Here is a 20,681-nt window from a genome sequence, read left to right as displayed (position 1 = left end):
GTTTTCAGACCTTGTGGACCGAAGCGTCGTAAACCTCGTCGATCGTCCTGCCCAACGTCGCATCGAACTGCGCGTCATCCATCTGATGGCGCAGATCCCCGATCAGGGCCCGGGAAAAACTCGCGAGCATCCGATGATTATGGCGCAGCTTTTCGCAGGCCTGATCCAGCGGATAGCCCCCTGACAGCGCAACAACACGGACCATCCGCGGATCACGCGCAATATCGTCATACAGATCAGGTACTTCCGGGATCGTCACCTTCAGCATGATCCGCGCGTCTTCGGGCAGCTTCTGAAGCTCCTCCAGAACATAATCATGCAAAAGCTGCTCGCAGGCCTTCTTGTCAGGGCTCTTGATAAGCACTTCCGGCTCCAGAATGGGAACCAGCCCATGCCTGCGAACCTGCTCCGCGACTGCGAACTGCTGCTGCACGATAGCCCGAATCCCGCTCTCTGACGGCAGTCGGATCGTGGAGCGCTCCTTCGTTCCATAAACACCCAGCTTCACTGCCCGCTCCAGCAGATCATCCAGCCCCGGCATCGGCTTCATGAGCTGGACGCCGTCCGCTTCCGCTTCCAGGCCCTTGTCGATCTTCACGAACGGAACGACCCCCCGCTCGCGCCAGAGATAGGCCGGGACCGGTTCGCCTTTCACGTCTCCATCCATCGTTCGCTCAAACAGGATGGCCCCGATCACCTTTTCCCCCGTAAAAGACGGCGCCGTGATGATCCGCACCCGCATCTCATGCATGCGCGCAAACATCTCGCTCTCGCCCGAGTAATCGCTTTCAGGGATGCCGTACTGTTTCAGCGCACCAGGCGTAGATCCGCCACTCTGATCCAGAGCAGCAATAAATCCGCCTTTTTGCGTCATCTGAGACATCATCGTTTCCGCGGTACTCATCAAGATCCCCTTCGATACAGAGAAAACCGTCACCACTCCCGAAGGACCCCACGGATCACCCCCTGTCGCGGCACGCTTTCCGACACAGCCCAATCGCACGGACACCCGGGGGAGTTCCGGCAGGAGGGTTTCAAGAAAACGTACTGCAAGCCTGCCACCTCATGAAGGCGCAATGCCATTCACCAAATCAGGATGAACCGTCCCCGGACCCGTACGAAGCATTTTCATAAAGGTCCAGGAACGCTTCGATATCGTCACTCATCAGACGGCCGGAGCGTTCTTCCACCAACGTTTCCGGCCATTTCCACCATGCCAGCGCCAACAGCCGCGCAATGACCGTTTCGGAAAAACGGTAGCGGATCACTTTTGCCGGATTACCCCCGACAATCGCATAAGGCGGCACCGATTTCGTGACGAGAGCCTGTGCGGCAATAACAGCGCCATCCCCAATCGTCACCCCGGACATGATCGTGGCATGCGCCCCGATCCATACGTCATTGCCAATAATGACGTCCCCTTTTGAAGAGTGATCGCGCTCTCCCTCTGCAGCAGAGGGCCAGAAATGCGAGAGGGTTCTGAAAGGATAGGTGCTGACAAGATCGGCACGATGATTGCCCAGGATGATCGTGACACCGGGCCCGATCGAGCAGTAATCGCCTATGCGGAGTCCCGCTTCCTCAACTTCCAGAACAGTGGGCGCGCCATAAGTATGCGGACCAATGTCCCAGCCCCATTCGTCAATCTGCGCCGCCAGCGCATAGCGCGTCAGGGCCTGGAACACGTTCTTTCCAAATGACACAGGCATCACTCCTTCATTCTGATGCCGGAGATGCGGCTATTCGTGCCGGGGAGAAAGAAACGGAACTGACCGGCGCATTAGAATAAGGGTAACCTCCTCAGGACGTAAAAGAACAGCATGAAAACCATCCTCATCGCAGGCGTGGAAATCGCCACACAGATCCATGCCGTTTCCGCACGAGCAGGACGATCCGGACCCTGTTTTCGAAACATGGAGCCGAAAGAAATCATCTCCCGGCGGCGCGAGCAGCTGGGCGCAATCTGGAGTCAGAAGGTGACGGACGGTCTCTGCAAACGTCCAGCCCCCGTCCACAAACCTTACGACATCAATTCTGCCGCTCCGGCCCAGAGTCGGCAGAGCTGTCTCAGCCCCGCAGAAGCGACATAATTTCCATTCTGGCTGCGCTATCCCGCAGCCAGGTGCCACGCGCAATGGAGGTCACAGTCGTGGAGCCGGGGGAGCGGACGCCGCGCATGCTCATGCACATGTGCTCCGCTTCGATCACGACGAGCACAGCTTCAGGAGCGAGCACATCTTCCATGCCTTGAGCGATCTGGTCCGTCAGACGCTCCTGCAACTGCGGACGACGGGCAAAACCCTCAACCAGCCGTGCAATCTTGCTCAACCCCGTCAGGCGCCCGCCTGCGGGCAAATAGGCAACATGCGCCTTGCCATAGACCGGCAGCAGATGATGCTCGCACATCGAATGGAAGCGAATGTCCTTGACGATCACCGCACCATGATGCTGATCCGCCGAAAACTGTGTTTTCAGATGATCCCGCGGGTCCTGATGCAAACCGCTGAACACTTCGAGATACATCTTCGCCACGCGGCGCGGCGTATCGAGCAGACCTTCACGCTCCGGATTTTCACCCAGCGCCTCAAGGATCTCCCGCACAGCCCCCGCAATCCGCACTTCCGCATCCGCAGGCAGCGGCAACGCTCCCATGGGGCGCAGTTCTTCGGAAGAAAGGCTATCCTGACTGTCCGACAGACGTGCCGATGCGGCGGTCATGATCGTGGCGTTCAGGTTGGTCATGCGGGTTCAGGCTCCTTGATGCCCCAACGGCCAGTGCCGTCAGGGGCGCGCCGGGTCACATCCCCCGGGCTCCGCGGCAGGACTGCTAGCGCGTCCCGCACGCGACGTCCACCAATGACGTGATCTGGATCAATTTCTGCAAGAGGCTCAAGCACAAAAGCCCGTTCGAACAGGCACGCATGCGGCAGGGTCAGCACCCGGTCCCGGATCTCCCGCCCTCCATAATAAAGAATGTCAATATCGACAGCCCGCGCCCCCCAGCGCACACCGGGTACACGCCCCAGATCGGCCTCGATCGCCTTGCAAACCCGCAACAGCGCGTGGGGCTCCAGTGTAGTCCGCCCTGTGGTGCAGATATTGACGAATGCCGGCTGCTCCACCCCGCCCCAGGGCGCACTGTCATACAGCGATGACACATCCACGATCTCAAGCCCGTCCACAAGCGACAGTCGATCCACCGCCGCCGCCAGAACAGCCTCGCGCTCCCCCAGATTGCTCCCTAGCGAGAACGCAACTTCGTACGCCCGGGCCTGTTCAACGGCCACCGCAGTCCCCGACACCGCATACGGTACTGGGGCGGAGGGCTTGCGTACCTCAACCCGCACCCATTCCACACGCTCCAGCCGCGCCAGCACGGCTTCAGCAATGCGCCCTGCCACTGTTTCGATAAGCTGAAGGGGCAGCCCCGTCACGACGGCCGAAGCGATATCGCACAACGTCCCGTAACAGACAGCCTGCTCGTAATCATCACCCGCGATCGCGGTTGAGAGATCGGCCCGGATCTCGATATCGACCACAAAACGCTGCCCAATCCGCGTCTCTTCCGGCAGCACGCCATGATAGCCAAACAGGCACAGATCCCGCACAAAAACGGAAGTCAGAGCAGGTACGATCATCGGACATCCTTCAGAATCCGGCGCATTTTCAACGCATCCACATGCTCGCGCACATCATGCACCCGTAGGATCGCGGCTCCCTGATCGGCCCCATACAGATGGGTCGCCAGCGTTCCCGCCAACCGCTCGGATGCCGCGCGCTCCAAAAAATACCCAAACATCGACTTGCGCGACACACCCAGAAGAACCGGAAGCCCATACTCGGATTTCAGTTCCCCAAGACGGGCTACGGCTTCGACATTCTGCGCCTGCGTCTTGCCAAACCCAACACCGGGATCAAGCACGATCCGCTCCCGCGCCATTCCAGCCCGTTCTGCCAGTGCCAGCGAGCAATCAAAAAAACGGCGCCAGTCCGCCCGCAGATCGAGCGCCGCATCCACCTCATGCCGGTTATGCATCAGCACGGCCACAGCATTCGAATCTGCCAACACGGATGCCATTTCCGGATCAGCCTGTAGCCCCCACACATCATTGATAACCGCAGCACCAGCCTCCAGTGCCCGTTTCGCGACGAACGCCTTGGTCGTATCGACCGAAACGACGGCCCCTTCCGCCACCAGTGTTCCCACCACAGGCGAAAGACGCGTCCATTCCTCTTCTGCCGGAACAGGCTCAAATCCCGGCCGCGTGGATTCAGCTCCCACGTCCAGCAGATCTGCCCCGTCCGCCAGCAACGTGCGTCCATGAGCCAAAGCCGCCTCAGGGTGGAGGAAACGGCCACCATCAGAAAAGGAATCCGGCGTGACGTTAACGATCCCCATCACTGCCACCGACCCGGTTCCAACCAGATTCATCCGACTTTCCTGCATCCACGTCGTTATCATACGGAGATCCTCAACATGCCTTTCCAGAATTGCGGCAGCATGACCGTGTTTTCAGCTCTGCCCCATCCGATAACGAAGTCGCAGCAATCACCCGCGCAGTTCAGATGCTCCGTCCCACGCCGGTATCCTTGACGGCAACGGGACGCAGATGCCTCAGGCGCAGACAGCGAGAAACGCTAACACCTTAATAAATGCCCTGATTAAAACGTCTGGAGGCTCACGCCTTTCGGGCACGCTCCAGAAACGCATCCATCTGGTCCGCTTCAAGCGCGCCCGGAGCAACGGCCGCCGTACCGAAAATGAACGTCGGCGTTCCGTCCAGACCAACGGCGCGCGCCTGATCCAGATTGGTGTTAATGAGCGCCATGGTCTGGGGTGAGCTCATATCAGCCGTCAACTTCTTCGTGTCGATACCATTGGCCTGAGCCAGCTCAACTATACGCTCCATGGTCGGCTTAGTGGTGTCTGCCATCAACGCCCGGCGCATAACCTCATATTTACCCTGTGCGCTGGCGGCGAAAATCGCCCGCGTGTCGAGAACACTGTTGCTACCCAGAACCGGCACAACCTTCTCGACCAGCCGGACATCCGGATGGCGGCTGAGGAAACTGTCCACCTCGCCCATCATGGAGCGGCAGTACGAACAGCGCGGATCATAAAACTCCACCACCGTGATCCTGCCATGCGGGTTGCCCCGGATCGCAAAATCGGGCGCACTCTGAAGCTCGGACTGATGCGCCTTCACGGCAGCAAGCGTCGAATCCTGCTTTTGTTCCTCGGCCTTTTCACGGATCGCGCGGATGGCGTCCGTCAGAATGCTCGGATCGTTCTGCAGCGCATCACGCATGATGCCGACAATCTCGGCCCGCTGGGCAGGTGTGAAGGATGCCGCCGGAGCCGCCAGAGCCTGACCGCCCAAAAGAAAGGACATTCCGGCAACAACGGTAAACGCTGTGGCAAGCAGAGGGTATCTCAACGGAAAGCTCCGGATCAGCTGAAGGAAAGACAGGACATAAGGTCCATACGGCATAAAGAAGGTCTGTGGCAAAGAGAAGACACCAACTCGCCCCTCCCACAAACGACAGATTCCCGTTATGAGGGAATAACAACCGGACCAGGACCCACGGCGCAGACCCGTCTGCCCGCGCCCGCCATCCGTGAAGGCCACGAGGCCGGACAGTCGTGACCAGACATTGGAGAAACGCCAGGTGGCGCATCGACAGCACCAGATTTCCACCCCGGACGCCACACAGGCCCGTCGCGTCTCTTCCCGCCTGCCCGCCTCACTGATGGCGTCGGTCGCCTCGGGCCTTCTGCTGGGCGCCTGCTCCTGGATCCCAGGCGTCCATCTCGTCGGCATCAATGAAACATCCGCTCCCGCAGGCGGCAGCATCGGCACGGTCGTCGCTGACGAACCCCAGGCTGCCCTGGTCGGCCATGACGTGCTGGCCCGTGGCGGCAATGCGGCCGATGCCGCCACCGCGACGGCTCTGGCGCTCGGCGTCACCTTGCCGTCCCGTGCATCTTTCGGCGGCGGAGGCGCCTGCCTCGTCAGCCGCCCCGGTGAAGCGGCACAGTCCATCACGTTCCAGACCCGCGCTGGCACCAGCAAGGGCGCCGATCGTCCGGCAGCCACACCGGCCGACTTCCGTGGGCTGTATCTGATGCAGCTCCATTACGGCACGGTCGATTTCAATGATCTGATCGCCCCGGCTCTCAATCTCGCCAGCACGGGCATCACTGTCAGCCGCACGCTGGCAGCCGATCTGGCAGCCGTGCGTCCGGCCCTTCTGGCCGATGACAGCGCCCGTGCTATCTTCGGTCGCGGCGATGCCTCCACTCTCGTGGCTGGTGACAGCCTGGCCCAGCCGCGCCTCGCAGGCTTCCTGGAGCGCATTCGGGTTGCTGGCGTCGGCGACCTCTATAACGGAGCCCTGGCTGACGTCTATGTGACCGCAGCCCAGAAAGCCGGGGGTGGCCTGAACGATGACGATATGCGCCAGACGCTTCCCCTCCAGACAGAAGCTCTGACGACCCGACAGGGCGGTGTGGACGCATCGTTCCTGGCCCCGCCGGCAGATGGTGGCCTTGGAGCAGCCATCCGCTACACGACCGGCGCCTCCGCACAAGGCACCGTCGCTGCGTGGCGCGCCTCCGGCAACACATCGCTCGCCGCTGCCCAGGCAGCTCTCAACAATGGCCGTTCCGGCAGCGGCACCCTTCCAGCCCTTCCGGCCTCCACGTCCTTTGTCGTGACCGACCATTCCGGCATGGCCGTAGCCTGCGTCCTGAGTGACAACAACCTGTTCGGAACCGGTCGCATTGCGGGCAGCACCGGCGTCGTCCTTGGCGCATCCCCCGCCCGCACGCCCCAGCCGCTGCTCTCTGCAGCCGTCCTGCGTGATCAGCGTAACCTACGCGCCGTTATCGCGGCCTCGGGCCAGAACGAAGCCGCAGACGCAGTCGGAGACGCTGCCCGCGCCGTCGCACATGAAACCCCGATCCCGCACGAAGGTGCTGGCCGCATCAACGCCATCCTTTGCCACGGCAACGATTCGTGCCGCGGCTCCACGGACCCGCGTGCAGCTGGCCTCGCTGCCGGCACAACGAACGACAGCAGTAACTGACAAAACAGCCCCGCCGTTCTCCTGACCGGCGGGGCTGTTTTCTGACCCCGGGGCCCCTACCCGGTAAAACTTCGCACCAGACTTCCCGCCACCAGAGACCAGCCGTCCACCACAACAAAAAAGATCAGCTTGAACGGCAGAGACACGGTACTGGGTGGCAGCATCATCATGCCAAGGCTCATCAACACGCTGGACACCACCAGATCGATGACCAGAAACGGCAGATAGAGCAAAAATCCCATTTCAAAACCGCGACGCAGTTCCCCGACCATGAAGGCCGGAACCAGCACACGCCACGGCGTGTCCCCGATCTTTGCAGGTGGCTTTTCATGCGCGATGTTCAGGAACGTCGCCACATCCGCAGGACGTACCGTTACCGCCATAAAATCGTGGAACGGCTGGGCCGCAGCCGCCAGACCTTCCATTTCGCCGACACGTCCGGCCATCAACGGTTCGATCCCCGCATCCCAGGATTTCTGAAGCGTCGGCTGCATCACGAACAGCGTCAGAAAAAGCGCCAACCCGATCAGAACTGTATTGGGGGGTGTACCCTGTGCGCCCAGCGCACTACGCAGCAGGGACAGGACGATCACGATCCGCGTAAATGCCGTGATCATTACCAACAGACTCGGCGCCAGAGACAGAACAGTGATCAGTGCCGTCAGCTGCACCAGCCGGCTGGTCGTCCCCGCCCCTCCAGAAGCACCATTCTGCCCCAGATCAATACTCACCGCCTGAGCATGCGCCAGATGCGGCATTCCCAGACATGCCAGCAAAACCAGAAGCGGCAGCAAAACCCGAAAAACGCAGGCGGCCTTCTTCATGCCACGTCCTCCGCAGCTGACGCAGTCAGAGCCGAATCAAACGTCTCTCGCTCCGTCCAATCCATCAGGATGTCCTGATTGCCGCCCGTCAGAACCAGCACTTCCCGCGCGCCATATCGTACGACTGAAAGACGCCGCGTCCGGTCCAGCGCCATCTGCCCCACCAGCGAAAGCCCCGCCTGCCCCTCACGCGCACCGCTCTTTTTCTGTTCCAGAAAACGCAGCAGGGGCCGGGCACAGAAAATCAGCACGATAATGAAAATCAGAGCGGCAATCGCGTTCACGCACTCATGCAGGGTCATAGGTCAGTCATCCTCATTCCCCGACATGATGCCCAAGACCGGTTAACGACCGCTTAATTGCCCCTCAATTTTGCCAAAGATGCTGCCCAAACAGCAGAAAATCCCTGTCCTGAGCGTCCTGTCCCTGTCACAGATATTTTTCTCAATGTTTCTGCGCAGGACCAGACGTCGTGAACGCCCCCCCCAGACGATCCAGATTTTCCTTCCCTCCGGCGATCCACAGGGAATCCGGACCGCCTCCATCACCACCCGGATCGTGCAGGTTGTCGAAATCCCTCGCCTGCGACTGGAAGAGTTTCTTGAACGGCCCGAAGCCAGTTCGGTCGGCATCTACATCCTGTTCGGTGAAAACGACGAAACGGAACGGCCGAAGGCCTATATCGGACAGACTGGAAATTTCGGAAACCGCCTGAAGCAACACCACGAGAAGAAGGGCCTCTGGTGGATCCGTGCCATCGTCGCCTACTCTCTGACCCAAAGCCTGACCGTCACACACGCGCACTATCTGGAATGGCTGGCCCTAAGCCGCGCCACACAGACCCAGCGCTTTGAAATGGACAATGGCACAAGCGGAACAAGACCCCATACCCTCCCCGCGCTGGAAGCAGAATGTCGTGAAATTTTCGAAACAATAGACATCCTGCTGACAACCCTGGGATACCCGATTTTCGAACCCCTCATTCGCAACCGGAATCCTGTTACCGTCACTCAGACAACTGAATCTGTTCTGGATTCACAGAAACAACCCATCTCAACCGAATTTTATTGCCATGCATCCGGCGTAGACGGACGCGCCCAATATACGCAAGAAGGCCTGGTGATACTGGCAGGCTCTTATGGCCGCACTGAAGTTTCTAGCAGTTTTAATTATGCTCAGAAGCGACAGACCATGCTGGAGCAAGGCCTTCTCCGCATTGAAGGCGACCGCATTTATTTCACCCGCGATGTACTGTTCAAAGCCCCAAGCCCTGCGGCCACCGCCCTACTGGGCCATTCAGTCAACGGTTGGACGAAGTGAAAAGACAGCACCGGAAGGACCTTAGAAGAGGCTATGGATCGCTCTACGCCCGGTAACGATTACGAAGCCTGACAAAGTCCCGTTACATCCTTCTCCCGCAGCAGAATCCGCGGTCCAGGCAACCATTTATTAAAGATTTCGCGCCATCATGCGCTTCGCCGGGACTTTTCCGGCACCTGCATGATGGAGACTGTCTCGATGCGTAACATCGACCCAACCAGCGCAGGCGGCACCGACCTTTTCTCTCTGGGCCGTGACCGCATGAACTGGCTTCAGGCGCGCCAACAGGTGCTGGCCGGCAATATCGCCAATTCCGACACACCAAACTACCAGGCCAAGGACGTCTCCCCGTTCGAGGCAGCGATGGGCGAATTCGACATCACACCCACCGTCACCCAACCCGGTCATATCGGTTACAGCGCCTCAGGCACCCACACCATCGAGACCACATCCGAACAATCTCTGGACGGTAATCAGGTCTCCCTGGACCAGCAGATGGAGCAGGTCGCAGACGTGAATGACCAGCAGCACCTCGCCGTGAACGTCTATTCGAAATACCTGAGCATGTTCCAGACGGCACTCGGTAAGTAAGGAGCCTGACGGATGAACCTGTCCACCACCATCGGTATTTCCGCAAGCGGCATGGACGCGCAGGCCCAGCGCCTGCGCATTGTCGCGGAAAACCTCGCCAATCAGGACACGACCGGCTCCCAGCCCGGCGCGGATCCCTACCGCCGCAAGACCATCACCTTCGCCGAACATGTAGACGACGAAACGGGCGCCTCGACTGTGGATGTTCAAAATGTCGGACAGGACATGTCGGACTTCAACACCCGCTACGACCCATCCCATCCCGCTGCTGATGAACGCGGCTACGTCAAGGTTTCCAACGTGGATTCCATGACAGAGATGATGGACATGCGCGAAGCCGAGCGTTCCTACGAAGCCAACCTCAACGCCCTGTCGAGCACCCGGACCATGCTGTCCCGAACACTCGACCTGCTGAAGTAATCCCGATGCTCACATCCCTCACCCAGGCCCATAATGCCTACGCCGTTCAAAGTCTCCAGAGCCGCCTGCAGGGGATTACGGACAATGTCGATGACGGCATCCAGTCATCCGCAACGACCGCCAGCAGCAGTTCCGGTACGGATTTCGGATCCATTCTTTCCCAGTCCGTCAGCAACGTCATCGACAGCGGTCATGATGCCGAAACTAAGGCTGCACAGGGCCTGACAGGCGGCGGTGATATGACGCAAATCGTGACCGCGGTGTCTAACGCGCAGCTTGCCCTTCAGACCACGACCGTGATCCGCGACCGCATGGTTCAGGCTTATCAGGACGTGATGAAAATGACGATCTGACCATGCAGGCCATCGATCTCGGCGCCATTCTGGAGCAGACCTTTCTCGTCGCTCTCAAGCTGAGTGCTCCCGCCCTCCTGACTGCGCTCGGGGTCGGTCTTCTGGTTTCGCTCATACAGGCTGTCACCCAGCTCAATGAAGCCACGCTGTCCTTCGTGCCGAAAGTTCTAGCCATCGGTGCCGTCATGGTCATGGCAGGCTCCTTCATGACCGCAACACTCATCAGCTTTACCCGACATCTCTTCGACCAGCTGATCCTCGTCGGTACCACCTGAGCCCCCGCCTTCCAGATCCGGAGTTGACTGATATGCCTGCATCCGGATTTCCTGGTCTGAAAGACGCTCTACTGTGAATGCTGATCTTACCGGCCCGAGCGGAGCAAGCGCGCTACAGGGGCTGGATCTCAGCGGGCCAGCCTTAAGCGTCTGGGCCCTCACCTTTGTTCTGGTCCTTTCCCGCACCGGGGCGGTCGTTATGACCATGCCAGGCCTTGGCGAACAGTCCATGCCCATGATGATCCGTGCAGGATGCGCCATCACCCTTACGATCCTGCTCCTTCCGCTCGTTGCCCCCCTGCTAATGCAGAGCCATCTGGAGGCCCTGGCCCCGCTGGCGCTCTGCGGCATGATTGCAGTCGAGCTCTTCGCCGGTATTCTGATCGGCTGGATGGCGCGTCTGATCTACATGGCCCTGCCGATTGCCGGACAGATCATCGCGGTCTGCATGGGGATTTCGAGCGTTCTTCAACCGGACCCGGATCTGGGGTCGGGTAGTTCCGCTCCTGCGCGATTCCTGAACCTGCTGGCCCCTCTCGTGCTTCTCGTGACTGGCGCATATATCCTGCCCATCCGCGCCATCCTCGGCAGTTACAGCATCATTCCGCCCGGAGGAGCCCTGCTGGCCGCTGCTTCTCACGCACACTGGAACCTACTGGGCGATTCCGCCCAAGGCATCGTCCAGCTCACGGAACATAGCTTCGCGCTCGGACTGGAGCTCAGTGCGCCATTTTTGATCCTGTCGCTTGTCTGGCAGGGCATGCTGGGCATCATGACACGCCTGCTTCCTACCTTGCAGATCTATAATGCCGCCAGTCCTCTTCAGCTTCTTGGCGGGATCGCACTTCTGGGCCTCACACTGAGCACCATGATTACGGTCTGGCAGGGACAGGCTTTCGACGTCTTCCGGGCCCTTCCAGGACTTTGAAGCATGTCTGATTCCGACGACAAGACAGAAGCCCCGTCCTCACAACGCCTTCAGAAAGCGCGTGAGGACGGGCAGATCGTCATGTCCCGCGAGGCCATGAATTTCGTAGCTCTTCTTGGCGGATTTGCGGGAATTTTCATGGTCCTGCCTTATCTGGTGACGGACTTTATACACGTCATGCAGGTCCTCATGGCCAATGCCGGCACGCTCCCCATGACGCAGGGAGGCCTGCTCCACAGTACAGACCACGCCATTGCAGCCGGACTGAAACTGGCTGTGCCGATGGCAGCAAGCGTCGCTGCACTCTGCCTTGGAGGCGGATTCCTACAGACAGGGTTCCTTATACATCCCGAATCCCTGCTGCCGAAATTCGAACGGATTTCTCCCCTAGCGGGTTTCAAACGCATTGTCGGTGGCGGAACGCTTCCCGATACGTTTAAGGCACTCGCAAAATTTACGATTTTTGCCGTGGTCCTTTGGAATATCTCCAAAAATGTCATCCCGAGCGTGCCTCGGATGGTCGGGCTGGAACCCGCCCCCCTCCTGAAAATAATATCAGATCTCGGCTTCAAGGCCGCATCAGCCATGATCTTGGCACAACTGGTCATCGCCGGCTTTGATATTTTTTGGATGCGTTTCCGACATATTTCCAAGCTGAAGATGAGCCGCGAAGACCTCAAGGACGAGTACAAGAACACGGAAGGCGACCCGCACGTCAAAGGCCGCCAAAAAGCCCTGCGCGCAAAAGCAGCCAGACAGCGCATGATGGCGGCCGTAAAGACAGCGACCGTGGTCGTCACCAATCCGACGCATTACGCCGTCGCACTCGTCTACGAGAGAGGTGGCGGTGGTGCGCCCAGGATCGTCGCAAAAGGCATGGACGATGTCGCAGCCCGCATCAGGGACATCGCACAGGACAACCGCATCCCGCTTGTGACCAATCCGCCCTTGGCTCGTGCGCTTTTCACACTTCCACTCGAGAGCGAAATCCCAGCTGAACATTTCAAGGTCGTCGCGGCCATTATTGCGTATGTCTGGAAACTCAAACGCCCTGCCAGCCGCTCTGCTCCCTTGCGATAGGCACAGCCGCGTTCCTGAAAAAATCTTTCCTGGAGACGACCATACCCCTTGGCGACAGGGGGGACAGGCATGATATGTCTGAACGAGAACATTTTACGAACACAGGAAGCCGACAATCGCGGAAATCACGCCTCTTTGCGAGAGTGGCCGCCCGGTCTATCGTATCCTGGAAACGCCAGCCCAAACCTACTGCGAGGATTGAATGGACAAGACCAAGGCGCTGGAAGGCGCACTTAGCCAGATTGAGCGTGCCTTCGGAAAAGGCTCGATCATGCGCATGGGCCAGCGCCCGAAAGTGGAAACCAATGTGATTTCCACCGGGTCCATCGGGCTGGACATCGCTCTGGGGATCGGCGGCATGCCGCGCGGCCGGATCGTCGAAATCTACGGACCGGAAAGCTCCGGCAAGACCACCCTCGCCCTTCACGTTCTGGCTGAAGCCCAGAAGAAGGGCGGGACCGTGGCCTTCATCGATGCAGAACATGCGCTCGATCCGGGATATGCTCGCAAGCTTGGCGTCAACATCGACGATCTTCTGCTGAGCCAGCCAGATGCTGGCGAACAGGCACTGGAAATTGCCGACACACTGGTCCGTTCCGGCGCCGTTGACGTGCTGATCGTGGACTCTGTTGCAGCCCTTGTTCCCCGCGCCGAACTCGAAGGCGATATGGGCGACAGCCATGTTGGTCTGCACGCGCGTCTCATGAGCCAGGCCTTGCGCAAGCTGACGGGAACGGTCTCACGCTCCAACACGCTCGTCATCTTCCTGAACCAGATCCGCATGAAGATCGGCGTGATGTTCGGCAATCCGGAAACGACGACTGGCGGTAACGCGCTGAAGTTCTACTCGTCCATCCGCCTCGACATCCGCCGTATCGGGTCCATCAAGGACAAGGACGAGGTTGTGGGCAACCAGACGCGCGTCAAGGTCGTGAAAAACAAGATGGCGCCTCCGTTCCGTCAGGTCGAGTTCGACATCATGTACGGCGAAGGCATCAGCAAGATGGGCGAACTGCTTGATCTGGGTGTGAAGGGCAACATCGTCGAGAAATCCGGCGCATGGTTCTCCTTCGACAGCCAACGCATTGGACAGGGCCGCGAAAATGCCAAGCAGTTCCTGCGCGACCATCCGGAAATGGCCTCCGAGATCGAGCGTCGTATTCGCGCAGAGGCCGGTGTCCTCTCTGACGCCCTGATGACAGATCCGGAGCCCGACGCAGACGGCAACCCGGAAGATTAAAACGGAAAAGGGCTCCTTCCGGAGCCCTTTTTTATGCAGGATGACTGCCGCGAAGTAAGGTCGCTCAGGCGGCAATCTTGCTCCGGACACAATTCCAGAGCTTTGCACCCTTGATGATCGCACGCGCAATTGCCGGCGTCGTCGTCGGCCGCAGCAGACGCGGATCATATCCAGAGAAGCGGCGGTCATCCTCGTCCAAACAGAGCTGCATCAGCTCAGGAAGACTGATGTCCATCGCCGTTATGTCCTTGGCACCCGTGACTGTGAAATTGTTGTCCTGGGTGTGCTCTTCCCCGTTCTCGTCGATCGAACGGGCCAAGCCTATGCGCTCATAGGCCAGGAACAACCAGACCCCGATCACACGCAGTTCGAACCAAGGACGCTTCCAGAAAGGCATGGTCGCCCGGTGCCAGGCCAGCCAGTTCGCGAACAGCAGGATATGACGGCATTCTTCCTGCATCACCGGCTCGAACGTCTCGATCAGTTCCTTCGGAAACAGCCCGGCACGCTCGGCCAGTGCGAACAGACCGAATGCGAAAAAGCTGTCCACACATTCCGAAAAACCCGTGACCAGATACGCCCATTCCGTATCCTTCGGCGTCACATACGGAGGCTCGGGCGCCATCGGAATGTTGTAGGCCTCGACCAACTTGGTCAGGACTTCCTTGTGCCGGTTCTCTTCCCAGGCATTGCGCGACAGCGCATCCTTCATGTCCGGATCGGTAATCATGTCCGCATAGGCTGCCATGCGCAGGCGGGCCTTGCCTTCAGTCTGGACCGCAATATCCCAGATCGGCAGCGACGTGATGCGATGCAACGTCTCCGGATCCAGCTTCGGCCAGTCGATTACAGACGGCTTGTACGGATTGAACGTATCGCGGAACATCGCAGCGACAGCCCGTTTGTGCTCTTCCGTACCGGGCTTGAGCGGCCCTTGAATCGGGCTGCTCCAGTGGCGCGCTTCGTAATCAACACGCTCGAGCGTCTTCTCCGACGGTGCATCGGGAAGATGAGAATAGATTTCGGCCAGGCTTTTCATGTCAGTCTTCGCGGCGTGCCTGAAGGCACGCCGTGCCCCTTGGAGCTTGCAGTTTTACTTGAGGTCGGTTGCCGAATGAATGACTCGATTCACGAGGCCATAGGCAATGGCTTCATTAGCCGACATCCAGTAATTGCGGTCCGTATCCTTGGCGACCTTTTCGTAGGTCTGACCAGTTTCTTTCGCGAAAATCCGGTTCAGACGCTCGCGCATCTTGATGATCTCGCGAGCTTCAATGTCGATATCCGTTGCCGGACCACGCACACCACCCATCGGCTGATGCAGCAGGAAACGCGTGTTCGGCAGGCAGACGCGGCGCTCTGGACGTCCGGCGGCGTAGATCAGCGCACCGGCGGAGGCAACCCAGCCCGTTCCGATCATGTTGATCGGCGCAATCGAATCCACAAAGCGGATCATGTCATGGATGGTGTCGCCACTCTCGACATGGCCGCCCGGCGAGTTCACATACACATCGATCGGTTTGTCGGACGTCCCGGCCAGCGCCAGAAGGCGACCGGTGACATCACGGGCGATTTTATCGTTGATACCGCCGAAGATCAGGACTTTCCGCTGATCGAACAGACGGCCCTCAAGCTCGCTGATCGGGCTGTTCAGCGTCTTGTTGTCGTCTTCCCGGGTTTCGGGCTCCGGAGCATCCGGCTCGTCGTCCAAGCGGGTCGGGGTCATTCTGGTGATATCCATATCGTTTCCAGATCCAGCATGCATCTTCATACCCCCTATCCTGCGCTTCGTTTGCGTCGGTGCCAAGTCCTCCTTCGGATCGGGCTTCCAATCCGGACCGACAGGAACTCTCGCCATACCTGCCACGAACCGCTAGTCTCCGCCGCATTTGGACATTCTACAGACGGCAGGAACGGCACAGTGGTCCCAGGGAACAGCAGGCAGCCCATGACAGCGGCGACACGCAGGACTGCGGGAAAAATCCCGTTTCTCCTGCTGATAAGCGCGCCACTGCTGGCGGCCTGTCAGCATCAGGACGCAACGGATACCGTAACCGGCTGGTGGCATAACTTCGAAGGCGGCGAGATTGCCAAGCTGCGCGCACCGCCACCGGGCGAGAACCTGCACTATCCGCACGTCGGCCGCACCCCCACGCAGCCTCCCGAGCTTCCGACGCCCGAGGCACGTCTGTCACTGACCACACAGCTTGAAGCCCAGCGGAATCTGGCCCAGCGTGAAAGCGCAGCCCAGGGCGCCCTGCCGCTCACTCCCCCGCCGCCCAAACCTGCCCCAGCCGCCACGACGACCAATACGGAACAAAGCGGCATGACCATGACGACAGTCGGACAGCCGGAACCGGAAAGCCCTTCCGCCATCAATCCGGCGCCCGATCTGGCGGCGACATCGACCCCCCATGCTTCCGCACCGGCAAAAAAGACGCCTCCCTCCGCTCCGGCTGCGGAAGCCGAGCTCCCCCCCGTTGTCGCGAAATCCATTCCCCCGACCCCACCGGGCCAGTTCCCGAAAATTGGCGATCTACCTCCGCCCCCACCACAGTTCCCAGGCTTCGACCTGCCGCGTGATGCAATCGTCAGTGATCCCATTCGCCCGGATATCGACACGTCCACGCCCGAAGGCATCCTGATCCGCTTCCAGCCCGCAACGGACCACGTCACGGGTGATCCACAAGGCGATTACCAGCACATTGTTTCTTTGCGCGGAAACAGGCACCTGACCATCCTTGGCTTCGGAGCCTTCATGAGTGCGGATGCGGCCCTCGCACCTGCGGATCAGAACCGGGAAATCGCGCTGGGCCTGCTACGCGCTCGCGTGGTTGCCCGCGCCCTGATCGCGCGCGGCGTGCCCGCATCCGCGATCATTCTGAAGGCCGAAGCCATTGGCGACGGCGTCCGGGTTACGATCAACGACTGACGCAACGGTCAGCCGGAAGACGACATTGTGAGATCGAGAACAGTCAGGCTGTTCCACTCATGGAAAAACCTGTCTATCGTCGCTGCTCCCTTTCACCCTCTGCCCCAGAGCTGGTCATGACCGAAGAGTTCCACCGCATCCGCCGCCTGCCGCCCTACGTGTTCGCTGAAGTGAACAAAGCCAAGGCCGCAGCGCGAGCCGCCGGTGACGACATCATCGATCTAGGCATGGGCAATCCCGACAGCGCACCGCCCGCGCATGTCGTGCAGAAGCTGATCGAGACGGTCGGCAATCCGCGCGCGCACGGCTATTCCGTCAGCCGCGGCATTCCGGGCCTGCGCAAGGCCATGGCGAATTATTACGAGCGCCGGTTCAACGTCTTGCTAGACCCGGAAACCGAAGTCATTGCCACCCTTGGCTCCAAGGAAGGCCTGGCCAATCTGGCCGCTGCCATCACGAGCCCCGGCGACACGATCCTGGTCCCGAACCCGTCCTACCCGATCCACCAGTTCGGCTTCATCATTGCCGGTGCCTCCGTCCGCTCGATCCCGGCCACGCCGGACGAGGACATGCTTCGGGCACTGGAGCGGGCAGTTCGCCATTCCGTACCCAAGCCGACGGCGCTGATCGTCAACTTCCCGTCCAACCCGACGGCTTTTGTCGCGAACCTCGATTTCTACAAGGAGCTTGTGGCCTTCGCGCGCCGGGAAAACATCTGGATCCTGTCCGATCTGGCTTACGCGGAAATCTATTTCAACGAGAACGAGCCGCCCCCGTCCATTCTCGCAGTTCCCGGCGCCAAGGACGTGGCCGTCGAGTTCACGTCCATGTCTAAGACCTACTCCATGGCGGGCTGGCGCATGGGCTTCGCAGTCGGCAACCCGAAGCTGATACAGGCCCTCACACGCATCAAATCCTATCTGGATTATGGCGCCTTCACGCCCATTCAGGTCGCCTCTGTCGCCGCGCTGAACGGCCCGCAGGATTACGTCTCCGAAATCCGCGCCATGTATAAGGATCGCCGCGACGTGCTGTTGCGCGGCCTTCAAAGCGCAGGATGGGAAGTTCCCGCGCCGGCAGGCTCGATGTTCGCCTGGGCCCCCATCCCCCCCGCCTTCGCCGAAATGGGCAGCGTCGCCTTCTCCAAGCTACTTCTCAAGGAAGCCGGAGTTGCGGTTGCACCCGGTCTGGGTTTCGGGGAATACGGCGAGGGCTTTGTCCGGATCGGACTTGTCGAAAACACCCAGCGGCTGCGTCAGGCGACGCGGGCCATCAAGAGCTTCATGACCCGGCACGGCGCCGGGGCCGGAACCGCTGACCTTCTTGGAGCTGCATCATCGTGAAACCACTGCGGATCGGACTGGCTGGACTCGGAACTGTCGGAATCGGTGTCATTCGTCTCCTGCGTGAGAACGCTGACCTGATTACCGCCCGGGCCGGTCGGCCGATCGAAGTCGTGGCCATCACGGCCCGCGACCGCACCCGCGATCGTGGTGTGGATCTGTCCACCATGCGATGGCACGACAGTGCCACCGCCGTAGCTCAGGACCCGGAAATCGACGTGGCCGTCGAACTCATCGGCGGCTCCGAAGGTCCAGCGCATGACATGGTCCTTACCGCACTCGAACGCGGCCTGCCGGTCGTGACTGCCAACAAAGCGCTCGTGGCCCTGCATGGCGACAGCCTCAGCCGCCTGTCCGCAGAAAAGAACGCACCCCTCCTGTTCGAAGCTGCCGTGGCGGGCGGCATTCCCGCTATCAAGCTCGTACGTGAAGGTCTGGCCGCAGACCGCCTTCTCAGTGTCGGCGGCATTCTGAACGGAACCTGCAACTACATCCTGACCGAAATGCGCGCTACAGGCCGGGATTTTACCGACGTTCTGACCGAAGCACAGGCCAAGGGCTATGCTGAAGCCGAACCCTCCACGGACGTGGATGGCTGGGACACGGCCCACAAGCTCGCCATTCTGGCCGGTCTGGCCTTCCGCCCCATCGCGTTTAACACTCTCTCCGTTCAGGGCATCCGCGACATCACCGCGACCGACCTGAAATTCGCCGACGAACTTGGATACCACATCAAGCTCCTCGGCATGGCCCGCCAGGCTGAGAACGGTAACGTCGCAGCGTGGGTCCGCCCCTGCCTCGTCCCCGCTAAAGCACCCATTGCTGCAGTTGAAGGCGTGTTCAACGCCGTCTCCACCCAAGGAGTCTTCAGCGGTCCGATGACCATCTCCGGTCGTGGCGCAGGCGAAGGCCCGACCGCCAGCGCCGTCGTCGCCGACCTGATCGATCTCGCGCGGGGAACCGCCATTCCGGTGTGGGGCACGACCTCCGTTTCGCCCGCTGCCGACTGCGCCAGTCTCGCTGATTTGAACAGCGCTTTTTATTTACGTCTGAACGTTCAGGACCGTCCGGGCGTAATGGCAGAGCTGACATCGGTTCTCCGGGACCATGATGTCTCCGTTCACTTTGTTTCCCAGCATGATGCTGCAACCGGATGTGCCGACCTGACGATCATAACCCATCAGGTTCCAGAAAAAGCCATTCATGCAGCAGCAACAGCACTCGCCGTCCTTCCTGTCGTAACGGGAAAGCCGCTTGTGCTCAAAATCGAGGATGCCTTTGCGTGATCGACCCTCAGAATGTTCTCCCATACCGCGTCACTGACCGTAATCTTGCTCTCGAGCTTGTCCGTGTAACGGAAGCGGCCGCAATCGCTTCCGCCCACTGGACCGGCCGCGGGCAGAAGAACGAAGCCGATGGCGCCGCTGTGCAGGCCATGCGCGCCGCCTTCGACACCGTCGCCATCGACGGCATCGTCACCATCGGCGAAGGCGAGATGGACGAAGCCCCGATGCTCTATATCGGCGAGAAAGTCGGCTCCGGTGGCCCAGCCATGGATATCGCGGTCGATCCGCTCGAAGGCACGAATCTCTGCGCCAAGAGCCTTCCCAACGCCCTGACGGTCGTAGCTCTCGCCGAGCGCGGCAAGTTCCTGCACGCGCCTGACATCTACATGGAAAAGATTGTCGTCGGCCCGGACCTTCCCGAAGGTGTGGTAGACCTGGACGCCTCAATCGGCAACAATCTCCGTTCGCTGGCCAAGGCCAAGAAGCGCAATGTCTCGGACATGGTTCTCTGCGCACTTGACCGCGAAAGACATGAAGAGATGATCGCCTACGCCCGCGAAGCCGGCGCCCGTGTGATGCTTCTCAGCGACGGCGACGTGGCGGCGGCCATCGCCACCTGCGTGGACGGCGGCGGCGTGGATCTGTACGCGGGATCCGGTGGTGCTCCCGAAGGTGTTCTGGCTGCCGCAGCCATCCGCTGTATGGAAGGCCAGATGCAGGGCCGGCTCCTGTTTGAGGACGACACCCAGCGCCAGCGCGCGCGCGAAATGGCGAACGGCCTCGACCCAGCCCGCAAGCTCTACCTGCATGACATGGCAGCTGGCAACGTCCTGTTCTCCGCAACAGGCGTCACATCCGGCCCGCTTCTGAAGGGGGTGGAACGTCCGAGCGCCACTCGCGCCCGCACGCATTCCATCGTGATGCGTTCAAAATCCCGCACGGTGCGCTATATAGAGAGCCATCACAGCTTCAAACCACAGGCAGAACCCGCGTCCTGAAC

General features: G+C 60.2%; 24 protein-coding genes. 14 read left to right on the top strand and 10 right to left on the bottom strand.

The genetic code is table 11. From position 1 onward, the window contains the following. Window positions 1-4 precede the first annotated feature (4 nt). Complete coding sequence (locus IGS75_RS09160; RefSeq protein WP_202256645.1) at window positions 5-904, bottom strand: fructose bisphosphate aldolase; 900 nt, start codon at window positions 902-904, stop codon at window positions 5-7. Between the two features lie 187 nt (window positions 905-1,091). Then, window positions 1,092-1,703, bottom strand: a complete 612-nt coding sequence (locus IGS75_RS09155) for a CatB-related O-acetyltransferase (RefSeq protein ID WP_141350101.1) — start codon at window positions 1,701-1,703, stop codon at window positions 1,092-1,094. Between the two features lie 117 nt (window positions 1,704-1,820). On the opposite strand from IGS75_RS09155, the gene IGS75_RS09150 reads away from it, so the two are divergent. Next, entirely contained in the window at window positions 1,821-2,090 is a 270-nt protein-coding gene (locus IGS75_RS09150; protein WP_202256644.1) for a hypothetical protein, read from the top strand. Here the strand turns inward: IGS75_RS09150 and folE are convergent. From folE to IGS75_RS09130, 4 genes are all read right to left on the bottom strand, one after another. Further along, complete coding sequence (gene folE, locus IGS75_RS09145) at window positions 2,068-2,742, bottom strand: GTP cyclohydrolase I FolE (RefSeq protein ID WP_141349444.1); 675 nt, start codon at window positions 2,740-2,742, stop codon at window positions 2,068-2,070. The two genes, IGS75_RS09150 and folE, sit on opposite strands and share 23 nt — an antisense overlap. Beyond that, on the bottom strand, window positions 2,739-3,638 hold the full coding sequence (gene folK / locus IGS75_RS09140; protein WP_141349442.1) for a 2-amino-4-hydroxy-6-hydroxymethyldihydropteridine diphosphokinase: 900 nt from the start codon (window positions 3,636-3,638) through the stop codon (window positions 2,739-2,741). The genes folE and folK overlap by 4 nt, the downstream gene beginning before the upstream one ends. Then, entirely contained in the window at window positions 3,635-4,432 is a 798-nt protein-coding gene (folP, locus tag IGS75_RS09135) for a dihydropteroate synthase (protein ID WP_237468747.1), read from the bottom strand. Before folP ends, folK begins: the two co-directional genes overlap by 4 nt. A gap of 247 nt (window positions 4,433-4,679) precedes the next feature. Then, complete coding sequence (locus IGS75_RS09130) at window positions 4,680-5,438, bottom strand: DsbA family protein (RefSeq protein ID WP_237468746.1); 759 nt, start codon at window positions 5,436-5,438, stop codon at window positions 4,680-4,682. Window positions 5,439-5,670: 232 nt separating this feature from the next. Here IGS75_RS09130 and IGS75_RS09125 point away from each other — a divergent pair, with 232 nt between their 5' ends. Beyond that, the gene (locus tag IGS75_RS09125; protein ID WP_202256641.1) at window positions 5,671-7,089 is read left to right on the top strand and encodes a gamma-glutamyltransferase; all 1,419 of its coding nucleotides are present in this window, start codon (window positions 5,671-5,673) and stop codon (window positions 7,087-7,089) included. 56 nt (window positions 7,090-7,145) lie between these two features. Here IGS75_RS09125 and fliP read toward each other — a convergent pair whose 3' ends face one another. Together fliP and IGS75_RS09115 are read right to left on the bottom strand one after the other, a co-directional pair. Further along, window positions 7,146-7,913 (bottom strand): flagellar type III secretion system pore protein FliP, encoded by a 768-nt coding sequence (gene fliP, locus IGS75_RS09120; protein ID WP_202256640.1) that lies wholly within the window; start codon window positions 7,911-7,913, stop codon window positions 7,146-7,148. Next, window positions 7,910-8,215, bottom strand: a complete 306-nt coding sequence (locus tag IGS75_RS09115) for a flagellar biosynthetic protein FliO (protein ID WP_141349429.1) — start codon at window positions 8,213-8,215, stop codon at window positions 7,910-7,912. The genes fliP and IGS75_RS09115 overlap by 4 nt, the downstream gene beginning before the upstream one ends. A gap of 256 nt (window positions 8,216-8,471) precedes the next feature. Between IGS75_RS09115 and IGS75_RS09110 the strand changes: the two genes are divergently transcribed. From IGS75_RS09110 to recA, 8 genes are all read left to right on the top strand, one after another. Beyond that, window positions 8,472-9,233: a GIY-YIG nuclease family protein gene (locus tag IGS75_RS09110; RefSeq protein WP_237468745.1), complete on the top strand. Its 762-nt coding sequence runs from the start codon at window positions 8,472-8,474 to the stop codon at window positions 9,231-9,233. A 198-nt stretch (window positions 9,234-9,431) separates the two neighbouring features. Continuing rightward, window positions 9,432-9,824: a flagellar basal body rod protein FlgB gene (locus IGS75_RS09105; RefSeq protein ID WP_202256639.1), complete on the top strand. Its 393-nt coding sequence runs from the start codon at window positions 9,432-9,434 to the stop codon at window positions 9,822-9,824. A 12-nt stretch (window positions 9,825-9,836) separates the two neighbouring features. Continuing rightward, window positions 9,837-10,244, top strand: coding sequence for a flagellar basal body rod protein FlgC (flgC, locus tag IGS75_RS09100; RefSeq protein ID WP_141349422.1), 408 nt, complete (start codon window positions 9,837-9,839; stop codon window positions 10,242-10,244). A gap of 5 nt (window positions 10,245-10,249) precedes the next feature. After that, complete coding sequence (fliE, locus tag IGS75_RS09095) at window positions 10,250-10,597, top strand: flagellar hook-basal body complex protein FliE (RefSeq protein ID WP_141349419.1); 348 nt, start codon at window positions 10,250-10,252, stop codon at window positions 10,595-10,597. A gap of 2 nt (window positions 10,598-10,599) precedes the next feature. Then, the gene (locus IGS75_RS09090; RefSeq protein WP_141349417.1) at window positions 10,600-10,872 is read left to right on the top strand and encodes a flagellar biosynthetic protein FliQ; all 273 of its coding nucleotides are present in this window, start codon (window positions 10,600-10,602) and stop codon (window positions 10,870-10,872) included. Between the two features lie 73 nt (window positions 10,873-10,945). Beyond that, window positions 10,946-11,800 carry a flagellar biosynthetic protein FliR gene (locus IGS75_RS09085; RefSeq protein WP_202256638.1) on the top strand — a complete coding sequence of 285 codons (855 nt, stop codon included), beginning with the start codon at window positions 10,946-10,948 and terminating at the stop codon, window positions 11,798-11,800. A gap of 3 nt (window positions 11,801-11,803) precedes the next feature. After that, window positions 11,804-12,880 carry an EscU/YscU/HrcU family type III secretion system export apparatus switch protein gene (locus IGS75_RS09080; protein WP_202256637.1) on the top strand — a complete coding sequence of 359 codons (1,077 nt, stop codon included), beginning with the start codon at window positions 11,804-11,806 and terminating at the stop codon, window positions 12,878-12,880. A gap of 202 nt (window positions 12,881-13,082) precedes the next feature. After that, window positions 13,083-14,120, top strand: coding sequence for a recombinase RecA (gene recA, locus IGS75_RS09075; protein ID WP_141349411.1), 1,038 nt, complete (start codon window positions 13,083-13,085; stop codon window positions 14,118-14,120). A 64-nt stretch (window positions 14,121-14,184) separates the two neighbouring features. Here the strand turns inward: recA and IGS75_RS09070 are convergent, their stop codons facing one another. Further along, a complete protein-coding gene (locus IGS75_RS09070) occupies window positions 14,185-15,159 on the bottom strand; it encodes a ferritin family protein (protein WP_202256636.1) in 975 nt (324 codons plus the stop codon). 54 nt (window positions 15,160-15,213) lie between these two features. Beyond that, window positions 15,214-15,891: an ATP-dependent Clp protease proteolytic subunit gene (locus IGS75_RS09065; protein ID WP_141349407.1), complete on the bottom strand. Its 678-nt coding sequence runs from the start codon at window positions 15,889-15,891 to the stop codon at window positions 15,214-15,216. Window positions 15,892-16,068: 177 nt separating this feature from the next. On the opposite strand from IGS75_RS09065, the gene IGS75_RS09060 reads away from it, so the two are divergent. From IGS75_RS09060 to glpX, 4 genes are all read left to right on the top strand, one after another. Beyond that, entirely contained in the window at window positions 16,069-17,052 is a 984-nt protein-coding gene (locus IGS75_RS09060) for a hypothetical protein (protein ID WP_202256635.1), read from the top strand. 116 nt (window positions 17,053-17,168) lie between these two features. Then, window positions 17,169-18,395 (top strand): LL-diaminopimelate aminotransferase, encoded by a 1,227-nt coding sequence (locus tag IGS75_RS09055; protein WP_202258409.1) that lies wholly within the window; start codon window positions 17,169-17,171, stop codon window positions 18,393-18,395. Beyond that, on the top strand, window positions 18,392-19,681 hold the full coding sequence (locus tag IGS75_RS09050) for a homoserine dehydrogenase (RefSeq protein WP_202256634.1): 1,290 nt from the start codon (window positions 18,392-18,394) through the stop codon (window positions 19,679-19,681). The genes IGS75_RS09055 and IGS75_RS09050 overlap by 4 nt, the downstream gene beginning before the upstream one ends. Then, complete coding sequence (glpX, locus tag IGS75_RS09045) at window positions 19,678-20,679, top strand: class II fructose-bisphosphatase (RefSeq protein WP_141349399.1); 1,002 nt, start codon at window positions 19,678-19,680, stop codon at window positions 20,677-20,679. Before IGS75_RS09050 ends, glpX begins: the two co-directional genes overlap by 4 nt. The last annotated feature ends 2 nt before the right edge of the window (window positions 20,680-20,681 follow it).

It is taken from the genome of Gluconobacter sphaericus, from assembly GCF_016757795.1.
In the GTDB taxonomy this organism is placed as follows: Bacteria; Pseudomonadota; Alphaproteobacteria; order Acetobacterales; family Acetobacteraceae; genus Gluconobacter; species Gluconobacter sphaericus.
The sequence above is the reverse complement of the archived record's forward strand: the minus strand, read 5'-3'. Positions and strand labels throughout refer to the sequence as shown.

Excerpts from the sequence above, each read along its gene's own strand:
- IGS75_RS09160 (WP_202256645.1), bottom strand. The coding sequence starts at position 904 with ATGAGTACCGCGGAAACGATGATGTCTCAGATGACGCAAAAAGGCGGA.
- IGS75_RS09150 (WP_202256644.1), top strand. The coding sequence starts at position 1,821 with ATGAAAACCATCCTCATCGCAGGCGTGGAAATCGCCACACAGATCCAT.
- folE (WP_141349444.1), bottom strand. The coding sequence starts at position 2,742 with ATGACCAACCTGAACGCCACGATCATGACCGCCGCATCGGCACGTCTG.
- folK (WP_141349442.1), bottom strand. The coding sequence starts at position 3,638 with ATGATCGTACCTGCTCTGACTTCCGTTTTTGTGCGGGATCTGTGCCTG.
- folP (WP_237468747.1), bottom strand. The coding sequence starts at position 4,432 with ATGAATCTGGTTGGAACCGGGTCGGTGGCAGTGATGGGGATCGTTAAC.
- fliP (WP_202256640.1), bottom strand. The coding sequence starts at position 7,913 with ATGAAGAAGGCCGCCTGCGTTTTTCGGGTTTTGCTGCCGCTTCTGGTT.
- IGS75_RS09115 (WP_141349429.1), bottom strand. The coding sequence starts at position 8,215 with ATGACCCTGCATGAGTGCGTGAACGCGATTGCCGCTCTGATTTTCATT.
- IGS75_RS09105 (WP_202256639.1), top strand. The coding sequence starts at position 9,432 with ATGCGTAACATCGACCCAACCAGCGCAGGCGGCACCGACCTTTTCTCT.
- flgC (WP_141349422.1), top strand. The coding sequence starts at position 9,837 with ATGAACCTGTCCACCACCATCGGTATTTCCGCAAGCGGCATGGACGCG.
- fliE (WP_141349419.1), top strand. The coding sequence starts at position 10,250 with ATGCTCACATCCCTCACCCAGGCCCATAATGCCTACGCCGTTCAAAGT.
- IGS75_RS09090 (WP_141349417.1), top strand. The coding sequence starts at position 10,600 with ATGCAGGCCATCGATCTCGGCGCCATTCTGGAGCAGACCTTTCTCGTC.
- IGS75_RS09080 (WP_202256637.1), top strand. The coding sequence starts at position 11,804 with ATGTCTGATTCCGACGACAAGACAGAAGCCCCGTCCTCACAACGCCTT.
- recA (WP_141349411.1), top strand. The coding sequence starts at position 13,083 with ATGGACAAGACCAAGGCGCTGGAAGGCGCACTTAGCCAGATTGAGCGT.
- IGS75_RS09070 (WP_202256636.1), bottom strand. The coding sequence starts at position 15,159 with ATGAAAAGCCTGGCCGAAATCTATTCTCATCTTCCCGATGCACCGTCG.
- IGS75_RS09065 (WP_141349407.1), bottom strand. The coding sequence starts at position 15,891 with ATGAAGATGCATGCTGGATCTGGAAACGATATGGATATCACCAGAATG.
- IGS75_RS09060 (WP_202256635.1), top strand. The coding sequence starts at position 16,069 with ATGACAGCGGCGACACGCAGGACTGCGGGAAAAATCCCGTTTCTCCTG.
- IGS75_RS09055 (WP_202258409.1), top strand. The coding sequence starts at position 17,169 with ATGACCGAAGAGTTCCACCGCATCCGCCGCCTGCCGCCCTACGTGTTC.